17 protein-coding genes are annotated in these 17580 nt (G+C 34.0%); 16 read left to right on the forward strand and 1 reads right to left on the reverse strand.

What is annotated here, in order from left to right:
- Positions 1-30: 30 nt before the first annotated feature.
- Entirely contained in the window at positions 31-894 is an 864-nt protein-coding gene (locus tag V7719_RS11305; RefSeq protein WP_335730019.1) for an aldo/keto reductase, read from the reverse strand.
- Between the two features lie 104 nt (positions 895-998).
- Between V7719_RS11305 and V7719_RS11310 the strand changes: the two genes are divergently transcribed.
- From V7719_RS11310 to V7719_RS11385, 16 genes are all read left to right on the forward strand, one after another.
- The gene (locus tag V7719_RS11310) at positions 999-1571 is read left to right on the forward strand and encodes a DUF4382 domain-containing protein (RefSeq protein WP_335730020.1); all 573 of its coding nucleotides are present in this window, start codon (positions 999-1001) and stop codon (positions 1569-1571) included.
- Positions 1572-1760: 189 nt separating this feature from the next.
- A complete protein-coding gene (locus tag V7719_RS11315) occupies positions 1761-2762 on the forward strand; it encodes an AAA family ATPase (protein WP_335730021.1) in 1002 nt (333 codons plus the stop codon).
- A gap of 103 nt (positions 2763-2865) precedes the next feature.
- On the forward strand, positions 2866-3732 hold the full coding sequence (locus V7719_RS11320) for a DUF58 domain-containing protein (RefSeq protein ID WP_335730022.1): 867 nt from the start codon (positions 2866-2868) through the stop codon (positions 3730-3732).
- A gap of 18 nt (positions 3733-3750) precedes the next feature.
- On the forward strand, positions 3751-5409 hold the full coding sequence (locus tag V7719_RS11325) for a hypothetical protein (protein ID WP_335730023.1): 1659 nt from the start codon (positions 3751-3753) through the stop codon (positions 5407-5409).
- Positions 5409-6413: a vWA domain-containing protein gene (locus V7719_RS11330; protein WP_335730024.1), complete on the forward strand. Its 1005-nt coding sequence runs from the start codon at positions 5409-5411 to the stop codon at positions 6411-6413. Before V7719_RS11325 ends, V7719_RS11330 begins: the two co-directional genes overlap by 1 nt.
- A 106-nt stretch (positions 6414-6519) precedes the next feature.
- Positions 6520-7563, forward strand: coding sequence for a vWA domain-containing protein (locus V7719_RS11335; protein ID WP_335730025.1), 1044 nt, complete (start codon positions 6520-6522; stop codon positions 7561-7563).
- A gap of 171 nt (positions 7564-7734) precedes the next feature.
- The gene (locus V7719_RS11340; RefSeq protein ID WP_335730026.1) at positions 7735-8565 is read left to right on the forward strand and encodes a tetratricopeptide repeat protein; all 831 of its coding nucleotides are present in this window, start codon (positions 7735-7737) and stop codon (positions 8563-8565) included.
- 26 nt (positions 8566-8591) lie between these two features.
- Entirely contained in the window at positions 8592-8858 is a 267-nt protein-coding gene (locus V7719_RS11345) for a hypothetical protein (RefSeq protein WP_335730027.1), read from the forward strand.
- A 21-nt stretch (positions 8859-8879) separates the two neighbouring features.
- Positions 8880-10655, forward strand: coding sequence for a BatD family protein (locus tag V7719_RS11350; RefSeq protein WP_335730028.1), 1776 nt, complete (start codon positions 8880-8882; stop codon positions 10653-10655).
- A complete protein-coding gene (locus tag V7719_RS11355) occupies positions 10655-11416 on the forward strand; it encodes a tetratricopeptide repeat protein (RefSeq protein ID WP_335730029.1) in 762 nt (253 codons plus the stop codon). The genes V7719_RS11350 and V7719_RS11355 overlap by 1 nt, the downstream gene beginning before the upstream one ends.
- 59 nt (positions 11417-11475) lie before the next feature.
- Positions 11476-11778 (forward strand): hypothetical protein, encoded by a 303-nt coding sequence (locus tag V7719_RS11360; RefSeq protein WP_335730030.1) that lies wholly within the window; start codon positions 11476-11478, stop codon positions 11776-11778.
- A gap of 86 nt (positions 11779-11864) precedes the next feature.
- Positions 11865-13433 carry a SulP family inorganic anion transporter gene (locus V7719_RS11365; protein ID WP_335730031.1) on the forward strand — a complete coding sequence of 523 codons (1569 nt, stop codon included), beginning with the start codon at positions 11865-11867 and terminating at the stop codon, positions 13431-13433.
- A 12-nt stretch (positions 13434-13445) separates the two neighbouring features.
- Entirely contained in the window at positions 13446-14255 is an 810-nt protein-coding gene (locus tag V7719_RS11370) for a universal stress protein (RefSeq protein WP_335730032.1), read from the forward strand.
- 51 nt (positions 14256-14306) lie between these two features.
- Positions 14307-14933, forward strand: coding sequence for a carbonic anhydrase family protein (locus V7719_RS11375; RefSeq protein ID WP_335730033.1), 627 nt, complete (start codon positions 14307-14309; stop codon positions 14931-14933).
- A gap of 21 nt (positions 14934-14954) precedes the next feature.
- Positions 14955-15635 (forward strand): DUF2490 domain-containing protein, encoded by a 681-nt coding sequence (locus V7719_RS11380; RefSeq protein WP_335730034.1) that lies wholly within the window; start codon positions 14955-14957, stop codon positions 15633-15635.
- 73 nt (positions 15636-15708) lie between these two features.
- Positions 15709-17571 (forward strand): SulP family inorganic anion transporter, encoded by a 1863-nt coding sequence (locus tag V7719_RS11385; protein WP_335730035.1) that lies wholly within the window; start codon positions 15709-15711, stop codon positions 17569-17571.
- Positions 17572-17580: the final 9 nt, after the last annotated feature.

Consider the following 17580-nt stretch of genomic DNA (forward strand, 5'->3'; position numbering starts at 1 on the left):
CGGATAAGTAACGGCAAACTACTTACTTTTTCATGGCACTTTATGACCTTGACAAGCCACTAATATTTTAAACCAATCTTCTAATTCTAAATCGATATTTGCAGCTTTTACAGCATCCGAAATTCTTTTTTTAGTTGTTGTCCCAATCACAGGATGAATGTGTGAAGGATGCTTTAATGTCCAAGCCAAAAGTAATTGATCTTCGGTTGCACTGTATTTATCTAATAATTCGCCAAGTTGCTTGTGAATTTGGCGAGTTTGTTCGGTGTCTTCTCTAAACACACTACCCAAAGGAGACCAAGCCATAGGAATTATAGTATTGGTCATCATATGATCTAAAGAGCCATCATGCATGGCTGTATGTTGGGTTAGAGAGAATTCAATTTGATTTACAGAAACAGCTGTTGATTTAGATAATAGTGCCATTTGCGATGGTGTGAAATTAGATACGCCAAAGTTCTTAATTAGGCCTCTTTTTTTTAATTCAGAAACGGCTTCAGCAACCTCATCTGGTTGCATTAAGGGACTAGGTCTATGCAGTAGTAATAGATCTAAATAGTCTGTTTTTAAATGCTTTAAAGAGGTTTCAGTAGACCAAATAATATAGTCCTTACTATAATCATAGTGTTTTATGGTATTTTTTCTGTTATCACTTTCATATTGAATACCACATTTGCTAATCAATTCTATATGGTCTCTTTTTATATCACTTTCCGCGAAAGCATTACCAAAATCGGCTTCTGTAGTATAACCACCATAAATATCTGCATGATCAAAGGTTGTAATGCCTTGCTCTATGCAATGATGCATGAGGTCAATGGTTTCCTTTTTTGAGAGTTGTTTTCCCCAACGTCCCCAAGTCATTGTACCTGCTATTAATCGAGAGTATTTCACTTTTTTTTCTGTTTGTATGGTTTTTTTTGCAATTCACGTATAAAAATAGTCAAATATTGAAGAATGAGGTATCATTGTTTTGTAATTAATTCAATGTCCCAATCATGAACTATTTCCATACAGGCAAAACCGCCATTTACAGTCTTTTGTTTTTGTTTCTGGTAACAAGTTGCTCTAAGGAGTATGACACAGAGACTTTTGAAAACAGTAGTTTAGTTACTGTAAAGCTTCAAGGCACTCAAAGTGTATTTAGTAAAGTAAATATTGATGTACTAGAAGTTCAATTTAGAGTTTTAGAAGATAAAAATGATCCTAATGCTTGGATGACTTTAAATACAATCAATACAGGAATTCATGATTTAACTAATATAACAGATAGTCAAATTGTGACTCTGGTTGATTTTGATGAAGTGCCTTCAGAATTTATCTATAGTATTAAATTAGTTTTAGGCGACCAAAATTCGGCTATAAAAAATAGCGTAGAATATGTTTTGGATATGGCTCCAGAACACGAAAATGGTCCAGTAAACATTGTCGAGAAACAATTGAAAGCTAATTCGTTATATGAGTTTGTTATTGAGTTTAATCTTGATGATTCTATTGAATTAACTTCAGAAGGAAATGCAGAACTTAATCCTAAAATGAATACCCTTTTGAGGCGATTTGAATTGTTTTAATAAGCCTTCATTTTTTAATAATAAAACAAAGAGCAGCACCAATTGGTGCTGCTCTTTGTTTATATGATGTTTTAATACATTAGTAATGCTAAGTTTTAACCAATTCTTAACAGCATCACAGCAAAAAAATTAACAATTTGCGTAACTAAATTAATTAGAGATAATCACAGCGTTTAAAATCTATATATAATGGAAGAAACAGGAACAATTGACATTAAGAGCATTAACGAAAAAATTGAGAAAGAAAGTGCTTTTGTTGATTTGTTAATGATGGAAATGAACAAAGTCATCGTTGGACAAAAACACATGGTAGAACGATTACTTATTGGATTGTTAGGACGAGGACATATTTTATTGGAAGGTGTCCCTGGACTAGCGAAAACTTTAGCCATTAATACCTTAGCTCAAGCAGTTGATGGAAGCTTTAGTAGAATTCAGTTTACTCCAGATTTATTACCAGCAGATGTTGTAGGAACCCTTATTTACAATATGAAAATCAACGATTTTTCTATTAAAAAAGGGCCAATATTTGCAAATTTCGTTCTGGCAGATGAGATTAATAGAGCACCAGCTAAAGTACAATCAGCGTTATTGGAAGCCATGCAAGAAAAGCAGGTAACTATTGGTGACGAAACTTATATCTTAGATAAACCATTTTTAGTAATGGCAACTCAAAACCCAATAGAGCAAGAAGGAACATACCCATTACCAGAAGCTCAGATTGACCGTTTTATGTTAAAAACAGTTATCGATTATCCTAAACAAGCAGAAGAGCAATTGATCATGAGAGCGAACCTTAAGGGCAATTGGGAAAAGGTAAATCCTGTTGTTTCTGTAGCTCAAATTTTAAAAGCACAAGACGTTGTTAGAGAAGTCTACATGGATGAGAAAATTGAAAAATATATTCTTGATATCATTTTTGCAACACGTTACCCAGAGCAATATGGACTGGCCGATTTAAAACCACTCATTTCTTTTGGAGCGTCTCCTCGTGGGAGTATCAACTTAGCGACAGCAGCAAAATGTTATGCATTTATCAAACGTAGAGGTTATGTTATTCCTGAAGATGTTCGTGCTATAGTTCATGATGTATTGCGTCACAGAATAGGACTCACTTACGAAGCAGAAGCAGAAAGTGTCACCTCTGAAGACATCATCAATAAGATTGTTAATGAAATCGAAGTGCCTTAGTAGATGCTGCGCATCAGTAAAAAGCACAAAGGGATTAGTAACTAGTTAATACTTGCTACTTTGTAATAACGACTTAATACTAATTGAGCGAAAGCGAAAATAAATGGATACTAAGGAATTACTAAAAAAGGTACGAAAAATTGAGATTAAGACACGCCGTTTGTCTAATCATATATTTGGAGGCGAATATCATTCGACGTTCAAAGGTCGTGGTATGACTTTTTCTGAAGTTCGTCAGTATCAATTTGGTGATGATGTTCGTAATATCGATTGGAATGTCACTGCGCGTTACAACGAGCCATTTATTAAGGTTTTTGAGGAAGAACGCGAATTGACCATGATGCTTATGGTTGATATTTCAGGATCTGAATTGTTTGGTACTGATGAGCAATTTAAAAATGAAATCGTTACCGAAATAGCAGCTACATTAGCCTTTTCGGCAACTCAAAATAATGATAAAATTGGTCTTATATTGTTTTCTGATAATATTGAACTTTATATTCCACCAAAAAAAGGACGCTCGCATGTGTTACGAATCATTCGCGAACTTATAGAGTTTAAGCCTAAAAGTAAACTCACTAATATTTCCGAAGCACTTAAGTTTTTGTCTAATGTGATGAAAAAGAGAGCTATCGTTTTTGTGCTTAGCGATTTTATTGCAGATGACTATAAGCAAAATTTGAAAATTTCAGCTGGTCGCCATGATATTACCGGAATTAGAGTCTATGACAAGCATGAAGAATCTATTCCAAATTTGGGAATGGTTCAAATGGAAGATGAAGAGTCTGGAGAATTGGTTTTAGTCAATACAGCATCCAAAACCGTGAGGCAGAATTATAGCAAATATTACAACGAAAAAGTAGAGTACTTCAGGGATACGTTTACGAAATCTGGTTCTGGAACAATCGATTGTCGCGTAGATGAAAGTTATGTGAAAAAATTGTTGGGCTATTTTAAAAGAAGAGGTTAATCAAGTTAAAAGTTAAAAGTGAAGAGAATAGAATTGTATAAAAAAAGGAGTAATGATAGAGCTAAGGTTCTAGCAGTATTTGCTATTGCCTTTTTACTTATGCCTTTATGCTTAACTGCTCAAGTTACCTCTTCAATAGACACCACTAAAATTAGAATAGGCGAACAGATTACCTATAAAATTCAGGTAGAAGCTGATACTACAGATTTGGTTGTGTTTCCAGAAGGGCAAACCTTCATGCCTTTGGAGATGATTGAATCTTACAAGATTGATACCACTAAAAAAGACGCAAAATTTAAGCTAATTAAGTCTTATGGCTTAACACAGTTTGATTCGGGTTCCTACATGATTCCGAAGCAGAAAATAATTATTGGCACCAAAACCTTTTTTACCGATTCGCTAAACGTTGAGGTTAATACAGTCGCAATTGATACAACTAAACAGAACCTTTACGATATCAAACCAATGATAGAGGTAGAGAAAGCATCGAGCAATTGGTGGAAATATCTTCTCTATATCTTATTACCGTTAGCTTTAGCAGCTTTCTTATTGTATTGGTTTATATGGCGAAAAAAGCCACTAACTGAAGAAGAAGAAATTGCCATGCTTCCGCCTTATCATAGGGCGAAATTGGCTTTACAAAAATTAGATGAACGCGATTATCTTCAAAAGGCCGAATTAAAAGATTACTATTCTGAATTAACCTTTATCATCAGAAAATATCTAGATGAGAAAGTGTACGATAGAGCATTAGAAAGTACAACAGATGAATTAATAGATCGACTCGGTCTGCTTCGCGATGCTAATAAAATCGATTTGAGTACTGAGGATATCAACAATATTGAAACGATATTGAAGCGTGCCGATTTAGTGAAATTCGCTAAGTCTGCGCCAGATATTGAACTCGCAAAATTAGATAGAAATACTGTTGATGTTGAGATCGATCAAGTGAGAGAGGCTTTGCCTGAGCTTACTGAAGAAGAGAAATTACTCAATCAACAATACAAAGAAGAACAAGAGCGCAAGAAAAAGCGAAAAAAGGTTTTATTGACAGTATCTGCAAGTATTTTGATTCTAATTGCAACTTATGTTGGTTTCGGACTCAAATATGGCTTTAGCTATGTAACAGATAGTATTGTCGGAAATGAAACCAAAGAACTGTTGGAAGGCGACTGGGTAAGAAGTGATTATGGAGTGCCTCCAATTATGATTTCTACTCCTGTGGTTCTAGAGCGCACGGAAGTTCAAGCTATAGATAGCACTCAAACTGTAAAGCACACAGCGTTCTCTTTCGGAAATATAGATACCGCATTTAATATAGGTGTTGGTACGACGAGATACCAACTTAAAGAAGGCGAAGATATTGATGTTGATGGGGCGGTTGAAGAAACCATCAAGTTATTAGAAAATAATGGTGCAAGAAATTTGTTAGTAAAACAGGAACAGTTTATTACGCCAAATGCAGCCGAAGGATTAAAAGTCTATGGAACAGGAGAATTTCCATCAAATGTAAAAGATGAGTATAGAAGTGGTGAGTATGTCATTCTTATTTTTGTATCAGATGACAAATCGGTATTGCAAAAAATTGCCTTGATTTGGAATAATCAAGACGATTATGCAGATCAGATTATGGATCGCGTTTTAGAATCTGTAGAACTCAAAAAAATCGAAGAATAATGTTTGAAGGAATTGAGTTTTTAAATAAAGAGTTTTTCTGGTTGTTTTTACTACTGCCACTGGCAATCCTATGGTATGTTATAAAACGTAAACGCCAAACAGCAGAACTTAAAATATCAAGCATTAAAGGGTTTAAAGTTGGGAATTCTATTTTGCCAAAACTACGTCCATTGTTATTTGTATTACGTTTATTGGCTTTGGCATTTCTAATCGTTGCATTGGCAAGACCAAGAACTTCAGATGAGACCACTAAAACCAAAACTACCAAGGGTATAGATATTGTTATGGCAATCGATGTATCGGCAAGTATGTTGGCAAAAGATTTACTACCAAACCGTTTGGAAGCCTTAAAAAAAGTGGCTGCAGAGTTTATACAAGGACGACCAAATGACAGAATAGGTCTTGTAGAATATGCAGGAGAAAGTTATACCAAAACACCAATTACTAGCGATAAGGGTATCGTGTTGCGTTCCCTTAGAGATGTGAAATACAATGAAATTATAGAAAGCGGAACAGCAATCGGTATGGGTTTAGCAACCTCAGTGAACCGCTTAAAAGACAGTAAAGCTAAGAGTAAGATTATCATTTTATTAACCGATGGTGTCAATAATTCTGGATTTATAGATCCAACCATTGCCAGCGAATTAGCGGTCGAATATGAAATTAAAGTATACACGATTGGCTTAGGAACTAATGGCATGGCATTATCCCCTTATTCGATTTTACCTAACGGAAACTTTCAATATAGAAGAGTACAAGTTGAGATTGATGAAGAGTTACTTAACGAAATAGCTGATGTTACTGGTGGCAGGTATTTTAGAGCAACAGATAACAAGAAATTAAGAGAAATTTATAACGAAATAAATAAACTGGAAAAAACTGATATCGAAGAAATAAAGTATACCACTTACGATGAAAAATATCGTCCGTTGGTGCTGATAGCTTTAGCATTATTGCTCTTAGAAGCTTTACTTAGATTAACTGTTTTTAGAAGTTTTGTGTAATAGAGTTTAGTGCTCGATGACAGAAGTTGTAATTGGGAAAATTAATATTTAGGTGTCGTGGTAAAACAATTCCACGATTCCGCAAAAAACGAATAAACAACAAACAATGTTTGATTTTCAACTAGAAGAAAAAGTATGGTTTTGGATATTGCTGGCTATCCCAGCAATCATCTTACTATTTGTTATACTTCAAATTTGGAAATACAGAACGCAAAAACGTTTTGCCAAGAGTAAGTTATTAAAACGATTAAGTCCAAACCAATCGTTGTTTAAATCCATATTGAAAATTGCGGTACTATGTCTAGCTTTTGGATGTTTGGCCATCGCATTAGTCAATCCAAAAATTGGGACTAAACTAGAAACAGTTAAGCGTCTAGGTGTTGATATTGTATTTGCCCTAGATGTGTCAAAAAGTATGCTTGCCGAAGATGTCGCACCAAACCGATTAGAGAAATCGAAACAACTAATTAATCAAATTATCAATAACCTTGCGAGTGATCGCGTTGGGATTATCGCTTATGCAGGAAAAGCGTTTCCGCAATTACCTATTACAACAGATTATGCTTCGGCTAAAATGTTCTTAAACCAAATGAATACAGATATGTTGTCTTCACAAGGAACAGCAATCAACGAAGCTATTGAATTATCAAAAACCTATTTTGATGACGAAGAACAAACTAACCGTGTGTTGATTATCATTTCCGATGGTGAAGATCATAGCAATGTAGCAAGTAATGTGGCAGAAGAAGCAAGCGAAGAAGGTATCCGGATTTTTACCATAGGTGTTGGTGATGTGAAAGGTGGACCAATTCCAATCAAACGAAACGGTGTGCTTTTAAATTATAAAAAAGATAACCAAGGCGAAACTGTTATTACCAAACTCAATGAAGAAACCCTAAAGGATATCGCCAAAGAAGCCAAAGGCGCTTATATTAAAGGAAATAATACTGCTGAAGTTATTGAAGAAATCAAAGACATTTTAAATCGAATGGATAAAACCGAATTTGAAGCCAAAGAGTTTGCCGATTATAAAGATCAATTCCAATGGTTTTTAGGCTTCGGACTTTTCTTTTTGTTCTTAGATATTTTCTTCTTAGAGCGAAAAACAGGATGGTTAAAACGACTAAATCTTTTTAACGAGAACTTTTAATCACTATCGAAGATTAATATTTTATAAAATCTTTAACTATATACAGTCTTACAGTTTTTTATATTGCTGTTTGGATAGTATGAATCTACCTATAATTTCAAAGTAGGTTGTTATAATACCGGAAAAAGGGAGGAAATTTGCCTCGAAACAGTGTTTAAAGAAAAAACTAAAATGAAAACGCTTTTTATTATTTGTACAGCCTTGTTCACAACATTGTCTTTTGCTCAAGATAAAGACAAAGAAAAGGAGAAGCAATTGAAGCTTGATACTGCCAAGAATTATGTTTTTGAAGCTAATGAATTGGTCGAAGCCGAGAACTATATTTCCGCAGAAAAGGAATATAGAAAAGCCATCTCAAAAGCACCATCAGTAGTTGCAGGTTCTTATAATTTGGGGAACACCTATTATGAAAACGCCAACTATGAAGAGGCTTTATATCGTCATACAGAAGCTGCCGGAAATGCCACATCTAAAACTGAAAAACATAAAGCTTTCCACAATATTGGTAATATCCTGATGAAGGAAGAATTGTGTAAAGAAGCGGTTGAAGCTTATAAAAACGCATTGCGAAATGATCCTACTGATGATGAAACGCGCTACAATTTGGCAATAGCAAAAATATGTGCAGAACAACAACAGCAGGAAAAAGATAAAGAAGAAGATAAAAAAGACGAGGATAAAGAAGACGAAGACAAGAAAGAAGATAAAAAGGAAGACGAGAAAAAAGAGGACCCTAAAGACGAAGGCGATCAAGATAAAAAAGAGGGTGATGACCAAAAGGATGAGGAAGGCAAGCCTAAAGATGATAAAGATCAGGGTGAAGGCGAGAAGAAAGATGACCAGAAGCAAAAAGGAAAACCTAAGCCTCAACCTGGTCAATTATCACCTCAGCAAATCAAGAATTTGCTAAAAGCTATGAATAATCAAGAACAAAAAGTTCAAGAAAAAATAAATGCTGAAAAGCAAAAAGGGCCAAAAACAAAACCAGAGAAAGACTGGTAATAAATATCAATCAAAATCAAAACGACATGAAATTAATAAAACAAACCCTATTGCTACTAACGATATTATCGTCAGGTGTAGTAGCTGCCCAAGTCAGTTTTGAAACTAAAATAAATAAAGATGCAGTTGGTTTAAACGAACCTATTCGCATGGATTTTGAAATGAATACAGAGGAAGACAGTTTTACACCTCTAGAGTTTAACGATTTTAAAGTGGTGAGTGGTCCAAGTTACATTATGCAACCTGTAAGCAAAACGCTTGAAAAGAACATGGTCACTGTTACTGTAAAATAAAAGATATCGGTTAACATTTAAATGAACACCCTAAAACACATAACTATTCTTTTTATTCTACTGACTTCAAGTATCACTTTCGCACAAGTGAAATTTGAAACTAAAGTGAGTAAGACTAAATTTGGTGTAAATGAACGTTTACGCATTGATTTCGTAATGAATAAGGATGGCGATAATTTTAATCCGCCAGATTTCGCAAATTTTACCGTAGTTGCTGGGCCAAATACGTCTGTAAGTAACTCTTGGCTTAATGGAAAACACTCTTATTCAAAAACCTACAGCTATTTTTTAGCACCAAAGCGTAAAGGGAAAATTAAAATCAATTCAGCGACCATTGAGATTGGAAAAAATATTTTTAAAACCAAAGCGGTTACTGTTGAAGTGACCAATGCTGTGAAACGACCAAACGATCCAGATAATGTTGAAGGTGTCGCTTCAGAGAGCATCCATTTGGTAGCCGAAGTCTCAAAAACAGATCCATATCTTAACGAAGCTATTACAGTGGTTTACAAACTCTATGTGTCGACAGACATAGGTGTTAGTAATTGGAGAGAAGTTGATAATCCTAGATATAATGATTTTTGGAGTCAGAAAATTGATGTTAAAGGTTTAAGAATTCAGAACGGAAAATACAAAGGCAAAGACTATCGTTATGTAGTACTTAAGAAAGCGGTTCTCTATCCTCAAAAATCAGGTAAGCTAGAAATCGAACCTTTAACCCTTGATCTAACTGTTGAAGTACCGACACGCCGAAAAAATATTTTTGGCGGAAGACATATGGCAGAGGTGAATCGAACGGTTTCTGCAGGAAGCAGAACCTTAAATGTAAAGCCATTACCTGAAAAAGGTCAACCAGATGATTTTACAGGAGCAGTTGGTGATTTTAAGTTTAATGTGATTACTTCAAAATCTGAATTAAATGCTTCAGAATCTTTACAAGCAAGAGTTGAGGTAATAGGAAAAGGCAACCTAAAATTGTTTGAATTGCCAAAGTTAACGCTTCCAAGTTCTTTAGAGGTTTACGAACCTGAACATAATGAAAATGTGAGAACGAATTTGGGCGGAATGCAAGGTTCAATATCTGACAACTATACAATTATACCGCAGTACAGAGGAAAATATCCAATTCCGAGTGTGTCGTTCTCCTATTTTGATTTACAAACCGAAACGTATAAACGTGTGTCTTCAGGAGAGATTATTATAGATGTTATTGAAGGACCTATTAATAATTCTTCAGGTGATGATAATTTGGCAATAGCTGATAGTAATAAAAAAGGAATTACGTTAAATAGTGATCAGTTTGCATTCGTTAAAACGGAAGCCAACCTTCAACCGATTTTGAAAAACAATTTCTTTAAGTCTGCTGGATTCTGGAGTTCATTATTGGTTCCGTTTTTAGTAATCCCGTTAGCCATGTTCTATCGTAAAAAACGTGATGAACGCAATGCAGATGTCTTCGGAAATAAAATTAGAAAAGCAGATAGATTGGCGAAACGTTACCTAAGTGAAGCTAAGAAGTCCCTGGGAAATAAAGAAGCATTTTACATTGCTCTAGAAAAAGCATTGCATAATTATTTAAAGGCAAAACTTCGTATTGAAACTAGTGATTTCAGCAAAGAAAAGATAGAAGAGATTCTTATTGAACGACAGGTTGACGAGCCTACAGTAATAGAATTTATTAGCATTTTAGAGCACTGTGAGTTGGCGAGATATACACCAATTACTAATGTAGAAATGCAGCAGGATTATGAAAAAGCGGCGTCAACCATTTCAATTATTGATAAAGAAATAAAGTAATGATGAAACACCTGATTTACATACTTACGTTTCTAATAAGCACTTTGTCTTTTGCACAAAATGAAACTGTTTTTGAACAGGCCAATACCTTATATAACGAAGGCAAATTTGACGATGCTTTAGAAAAGTATAAGGCTGTTTTGGAAACAGAACAACATTCGGCAGCGTTGTATTTCAATATGGCCAATGCACATTATAAACTCAACCACATTGCTCCTAGTATCTATTTTTATGAAAAGGCATTATTACTGAAACCTAATGATAAGGATATCAAAAATAATATTGCCTATGCCAGAAATATGACGATTGATGATATTGAAATTGTCCCAGAAGTTGGTTTTTCAAGACTTATCAAAACTGTTACAAATACCATGAGTTTTGATAATTGGGCTAAAACGGCTGTTGGATTGGTTGTGTTTTTTGTGGTATTATTCATGGTCTATTATTTTTCATATAGTACTTCAAAAAAGCGTTTTGCATTTGTGTCGAGTTTAGCCTGTTTACTATTAGTATTTGTGGCACTTGCTTTTGCATTTCATAAATATAAATTAGCAGATAATAATCGGCCAGCAATTGTCTTTGCTAAAGAAGCACAAATTAAAAGTGAACCTAATTTAAGAAGTTCAGAAGCCTTTAAACTTCACGAAGGCACAAAAGTTCAAGTGTTAGATACAGTTTCTAACTGGAAAAAAATCAAACTTTCCGATGGTAAAACAGGTTGGGTTGCTAGTATTGATATTAAAATGGTGAAGAATTTTTAAAGATTCTTTAACAAAAATTCCGGAATCTAAGTTTATATTTGCTTCTTTCTAATTCAACCATGAATAAAAGCTTAATTGCAATTTTATTTTCACTTATGTTTTTGTCGCTTGTCACAGCGCCAACAATAGTCATGGCTATAGATGACACCATCGATATTTCTTTTTTCTATGATATTTCTGAAGAAGAGGAAGAAAAAGGAAATGAAAACAACAAAGAATTTGAAAAATTTGTTGTCGATTTAGAAATTGAAATAGAGAGTTTTATTACTTCTAACAATAGAGAGCATTTGGGATATACTTTTAAAACATATCCTAAGCCTCATCTTAATTTAATTTCCCCACCACCCGAATTCATTTCATAATTTTTTAAAATATTTGGACAGCTTGGTCCTAAAAAAATTATTAAAATTAGCTATCGAGTTTTTCTTTAGCACAAATGAATTTATACATGTTTAAAACTATTAAAAATGACTTACCTGCGAGTATAGTCGTATTTTTTGTTGCATTACCATTATGTTTAGGTATTGCATTAGCCAGTGGAGCACCTCTTTTTTCGGGAGTTATTGCTGGAATTATTGGAGGTATTGTTGTTGGCGGATTAAGCGGTTCCAAAATTGGAGTTAGTGGACCAGCAGCAGGATTAGCTGCAATTGTATTAACCGCAATAGGAACTCTAGGAGGTTATCAAAACTTTTTAGTTGCCGTTGTTCTAGGAGGAGTTATTCAACTGATATTTGGTATACTTAAAGCCGGAATTATTGGGTACTACTTCCCGTCTTCGGTAATAAAAGGAATGTTAACAGGTATTGGGATTATTATTATTCTAAAGCAGATTCCTCATTTTTTTGGTTATGACAAGGCGTTTACCTTATTTAATGTAAATGGAGAAAGCACCATAACTCAATTATTGAATATTTTTGATCACATTCAATTAGGTTCAACAATGATTGGAATTGTTGGCTTAGCTATTTTATTATTGTGGGATAAAGTGTTGTCTAAGAAAGGAAAGGTTTTTAAATTAATTCAAGGGCCTTTAGTAGCTGTTGTTGTTGGAATTATTTATTTCCTAATCACAAAGTCTCATGATACTTTAGGTATTGAACAATCACATTTAGTGAGTGTGCCAATTCCAGGAGATGCTGCGTCATTTTTCGGACAGTTTAGTTTGCCAAATTTTTCAGCTATAACAAACCCTCAAGTCTGGATTGTTGCTTTTACGATTGCACTTGTCGCGAGTTTAGAAACTTTACTTTGTGTTGAAGCGACTGATAAACTCGATCCACATAAAAATGTAACACCAACTAATAGGGAGTTATTGGCTCAAGGTACAGGTAATATTATTTCGGGTATGATTGGTGGTTTGCCAATTACTCAGGTAATTGTTAGAAGTTCTGCTAATATCCAATCTGGAGGGCGTGGTAAAATGTCGGCAATTATTCACGGGTTTTTATTATTGATTTCGGTGATTTTAATTCCGAGATTATTAAATATGATTCCGTTATCTGTACTAGCTGCAATTCTGTTTATTGTCGGATTTAAATTAGCAAAACCATCATTATTCAAAAAAATGTATGAGATGGGTTGGAAACAATCTATTCCATTTTTTGTAACTGTTTTGGGAATCATATTTATAGATCTACTGTGGGGAATAGGCTTGGGATTAGTTGTTGGTATTGTGGTGATATTGATAAAGAGTTTTCAAAACTCTCACTTCTTACACATTGAAGATAAAAGTAACGGAAAGCATAAAATTAAAATGACACTTGCAGAAGAAGTGACATTTTTCAATAAAGGCGCTATTTTGAAAGAATTGGATAGTTTACCAAGAGATACATACTTAGAATTAGATGTTCGTAAAACAAGATATTTAGATAATGATATTATTGAAATATTAGATGATTTTGCCTTCAAAGCTAAAGAACGACAGATTGATATTCAGCTTATTTCAGAACTAGGAATCGTTGAAAACCCAGATAGTTTTATCGAGTTTTTTAAATTAAGACCTAAAACGGCGTAAAAAAGGAATATCATGAAAAATAACACATATAAAATATTGGTGCTTTCAGATATGAAAGACACTACGGTTAACGCAATAATAAGTGGTGTTAGCCTTGCCAAAATGATTGATGGAGATTTGCGCTTTTTCCATGTAAAAAAACCAACAGAAGTTGTAGAAAAAGAAAGTCAATTATCTGCGATTAGGACTATTAATAGGGCTTATTTGGAAACAGGTAGTGACATACAAAATCTAATAGAACCAGTATCTAAAGATTATGATATTCCTATTGGCTTCAGTCATGCTTTTGGCAATGTAAAAAGTGAGATAGCGGATTATATTCAATCGTATAAACCGGATGTTATCATACTAGGAAAAAGGAAATCTAAACCACTTAGTTTTATTGGGGATAATGTCACTGACTTTGTTATTAAAAATTATGATGGAGCAATAGTGATAGCATCAGAGGAAAATGCCTTAGAGCCAAACAAAGAACTATCATTAGGTATATTGAATAGTTTGAATATGTCTTTTAGTACTGAATTAACCAAAAGTATATTTAGTCATTCACAAAAGCCTTTAAAAGCCTTTAAGGTCATTAATGGTCAAAAAGAAATAGTAAACCAATCTGCTGTTAATAGAGAAGAAATTGTCGAGTACGTGTTTGAACAAAATGCTAATACAATGACGACCCTTTCTAAATATATATTAAAAAATAATATTGATTTACTATGTGTTGATAGAGCTAAAGTTACAACTAAAGACACCCATGATTTAATTGAAATACCGCTAAAAGAAATAGTAAGCAAGTTAAATGTTTCGTTATTAGTTTCGGGCTCATAATAAGTTGCAAATCTATTAAACACAGGAATAAATAAATATAAAACAAAACACATGAAAGCACATACAAAAGAAACCCAAACAACAATGACGCCGGAAAAGGCATTACAATTTTTAGTAGAAGGAAATAAGAGATTTGAAAATAATTTAAAAGCAAATCGTAATCTGTTAGAGCAGGTTAATGATACAAGTGATGGGCAATTTCCATTTGCAACTATATTGAGCTGTATAGATTCTAGAGTTTCGGCAGAACTGGTTTTCGATCAAGGTCTTGGTGATATTTTTAGTGTAAGGATAGCAGGTAATTTTGTCAACGAAGATATTTTAGGAAGTATGGAGTTTGCCTGTAAATTGGCCGGAACAAAACTAATCGTTGTACTAGGCCATACAAGTTGTGGAGCAATAAAAGGAGCTTGCGACCATGCCGAAATGGGTAATTTAACCAAATTAATAGAAAAAATCACACCTGCAGTAAATGCTGTTTCGGAGCCTGCTGAGGAAAGTTTGCGAACCTCTAAAAATGTAGATTTTGTAGATGCAGTCTCTAAGAAGAACGTTCAATTAACTATAGATAGAATTCATAATGAAAGCCCAATATTATCTGAAATGGAGAAAAACGAGGAGATTAGAATTGTTGGTGCTATGTATGATATCAATACAGGTATAGTTGAGTTTTACTAAAAAATCATTTGCTAAATGGTGATGAAATTTAAAATTAAAAAGAAAAACTTAATTGCAACACTAGCGTTATCGTTAGTGTTGCCTTTTTATGCAATAAGTCAAGATAGTAATTTGGGAAATTGGTTAATCTATATAGGAAATAAAAAACTAAATTCTAAATGGAATATTCATAATGAGGTTCAGTATAGAAATTATGATGCCATTGATGATTTAGAACAATTATTGTTGCGTACGGGTTTGGGTTACAACTTAACCGAAAACAACAATAATATTCTCTTGGGTTATGGTTATATTTTATCTGAAAACTATATAGATGATACTAATGATAAAGTGTCCATAGAAGAGCATCGTATTTTTCAACAGTTTATAACAAAGCAAAAAGTAGGTAAGGTAGGTTTAAGTCATCGTTATCGATTTGAACAGCGTTTTGTTGAAAATGATTTTAAAATGCGTTTCAGATATTTCTTAGGAATTAAAATTCCGCTACAATATAAAGAGGACAAAAAGAACCCATTATATCTTTCGGTATACAATGAGATTTTTCTTAATACCGAAACTTCCGTTTTTGACAGAAATAGAGTCTATGGAGGCTTAGGTTATGAATTTTCAAAGGCATTGCGATTAGAATTAGGTTATATGAACCAGTTTTTTGAAACCTCTGGAAGAGATCAAATCAATATAATTGCTTTCATTAATTTTTAATTAGATGGGTTTTACAATTTTTAATAATTTAAAAAATTAAACTAACTTAGAAGATTAACACAACAACTGAACTATGAAGAACTTATTTTCTAACATTAAAGGCGATGCCTTTGGAGGAATTACCGCTGGAATTGTAGCGTTACCATTGGCCTTAGCATTTGGTGTATCATCTGGTCTTGGCCCAAGCGCTGGATTATATGGCGCTATTTTTATAAGTTTCTTTGCTGCATTATTTGGAGGTACACCAACCCAAATATCCGGTCCTACGGCTCCTATGACTGCTGTGAGTATGATTGTTGTTGCGGGCATTATCGCTGCAAATGATGGTGATGTTTCTAAAGCGTTACCAGCCATACTTACCGTATTTTTATTGGCAGGTTTAATGCAAATTGGCTTAGGTGCAATTGGGTTGGGTAAATATATTAGATATATACCGTATCCTGTAGTCTCAGGTTTTATGACTGCTATCGGACTCATTATTATCATAACCCAAATCTTACCTTCCTTAGGGTATTACCCAAAAGAAGATATGGCATTTGTTGAGGAATTTAAGCCTCAAGCAGAGGAGGTAATGTTAGAAAATATCTTAAAAGAAGAAGCTGGAGAAGGGATCTTAGTACTAGAGGATTTTAAGGTGACTATTGATAGAGCTGATAAAATTACTCCTGAAGATATTCTCCAAGAATCAAAAACGTTAGCAGCCAAAGAAGCTTCTGGAGCTTTAGGGGCTTTAAAAGTGATTCCACGAGCCATTAAAAATGTCAACTGGTTAGAACTTGGCTTAGCTCTAGGGACGATTTTTATAGTCTTTGGGTTTAAACGGATAACTAAAAAAGTGCCAAGTTCCTTAGTCGCTTTGGTCGTTATGTCTGGCATTGCTGTTGGGTTTGATTTAAAATATATACGCATTGAAGAAATCCCAACCGGAATCCCTATACCTAAATTCGAGATGTTTTCTGATTTTAGTTTTGGTAGCATCACACCTTATATATTTTCAGCTTTAACATTAGCACTTTTAGGAGCTATAGATTCTTTATTGACGAGCGTTGTTGCAGATAATATGACGAAGACCAAACACAACCCTAACAAAGAATTGGTAGGGCAAGGTATTGGAAATAGTATTGCTGCTTTGTTTGGCGGTATTCCTGGAGCAGGAGCAACCATAAGAACTGTAGTTAATATTAATTCTGGCGGTAAAACTAAACTGTCAGGAATGATTGCAGGTGTAATGTTGCTAGTTATTCTGTTAGGCTTAGGACCTATTGCCTCTAAAATTCCAGCAGCAGTATTAGCCGGAATCTTAATCACAGTAGGAATTGGTGTTATGGATTATAAAGGTTTAAAAGCAATTCCTAGTTTACCAAGAGACATGAAGTTAGGGCCTTTTAAATTAAGTTCTGAAGTATTAATTATGCTTGTGGTATTGTTACTATCCACATTTTGGGATTTAATCTATGCAGTGGGCATCGGTTTGGTTATTGCATCTTTAATGTTTATGAAGAAAATAGGAGATTTAACTGCTGAACGCTCTGATGTCAAATCATTAAAAGAAGAGGTATGGGCAGATGAAGTAGATTTTCCTAAGAACTTAAAAGAAGAAGTATTTATTAAACACCTTAAAGGACCTTTGTTCTTTGGTTCAACTAGCGATTTTCAAGCATTAACACAACAAATTCCTGATTCTGCCAAGACAGTCATATTACGATTGGGTAGAATGCAGTATATGGACCAATCTGGTTTATATGCGATGGAAGATATGCTTCAAGAATTAAAAACAAAAGATGTCGAGGTGTTGTTTGTGAGCTTATTGAAGCAACCACGATACATGATGGAGCGTATCGATATAATTCCAGACTTTATTTCAGAAGAACATATCTTCAAATCATTCAGAGACTGCTTGTCTTGGATTAAATTAAATATGAAGGATAATCATTAACAAACGCTC

The sequence above is a fragment of the Psychroserpens sp. genome, assembly GCF_036960315.1.
GTDB lineage: Bacteria > Bacteroidota > Bacteroidia > Flavobacteriales > Flavobacteriaceae > Psychroserpens.

What these genes read in the sequence shown, in the direction of transcription:
- V7719_RS11370 (WP_335730032.1), top strand. Translation starts at nt 13,446, where the DNA reads ATGAAAAATAACACATATAAAATATTGGTGCTTTCAGATATGAAAGAC.
- V7719_RS11365 (WP_335730031.1), top strand. Translation starts at nt 11,865, where the DNA reads ATGTTTAAAACTATTAAAAATGACTTACCTGCGAGTATAGTCGTATTT.
- V7719_RS11315 (WP_335730021.1), top strand. Translation starts at nt 1,761, where the DNA reads ATGGAAGAAACAGGAACAATTGACATTAAGAGCATTAACGAAAAAATT.
- V7719_RS11380 (WP_335730034.1), top strand. Translation starts at nt 14,955, where the DNA reads ATGAAATTTAAAATTAAAAAGAAAAACTTAATTGCAACACTAGCGTTA.
- V7719_RS11355 (WP_335730029.1), top strand. Translation starts at nt 10,655, where the DNA reads ATGATGAAACACCTGATTTACATACTTACGTTTCTAATAAGCACTTTG.
- V7719_RS11385 (WP_335730035.1), top strand. Translation starts at nt 15,709, where the DNA reads ATGAAGAACTTATTTTCTAACATTAAAGGCGATGCCTTTGGAGGAATT.
- V7719_RS11320 (WP_335730022.1), top strand. Translation starts at nt 2,866, where the DNA reads ATGGATACTAAGGAATTACTAAAAAAGGTACGAAAAATTGAGATTAAG.
- V7719_RS11345 (WP_335730027.1), top strand. Translation starts at nt 8,592, where the DNA reads ATGAAATTAATAAAACAAACCCTATTGCTACTAACGATATTATCGTCA.
- V7719_RS11375 (WP_335730033.1), top strand. Translation starts at nt 14,307, where the DNA reads ATGAAAGCACATACAAAAGAAACCCAAACAACAATGACGCCGGAAAAG.
- V7719_RS11335 (WP_335730025.1), top strand. Translation starts at nt 6,520, where the DNA reads ATGTTTGATTTTCAACTAGAAGAAAAAGTATGGTTTTGGATATTGCTG.
- V7719_RS11360 (WP_335730030.1), top strand. Translation starts at nt 11,476, where the DNA reads ATGAATAAAAGCTTAATTGCAATTTTATTTTCACTTATGTTTTTGTCG.
- V7719_RS11310 (WP_335730020.1), top strand. Translation starts at nt 999, where the DNA reads ATGAACTATTTCCATACAGGCAAAACCGCCATTTACAGTCTTTTGTTT.
- V7719_RS11350 (WP_335730028.1), top strand. Translation starts at nt 8,880, where the DNA reads ATGAACACCCTAAAACACATAACTATTCTTTTTATTCTACTGACTTCA.
- V7719_RS11330 (WP_335730024.1), top strand. Translation starts at nt 5,409, where the DNA reads ATGTTTGAAGGAATTGAGTTTTTAAATAAAGAGTTTTTCTGGTTGTTT.
- V7719_RS11340 (WP_335730026.1), top strand. Translation starts at nt 7,735, where the DNA reads ATGAAAACGCTTTTTATTATTTGTACAGCCTTGTTCACAACATTGTCT.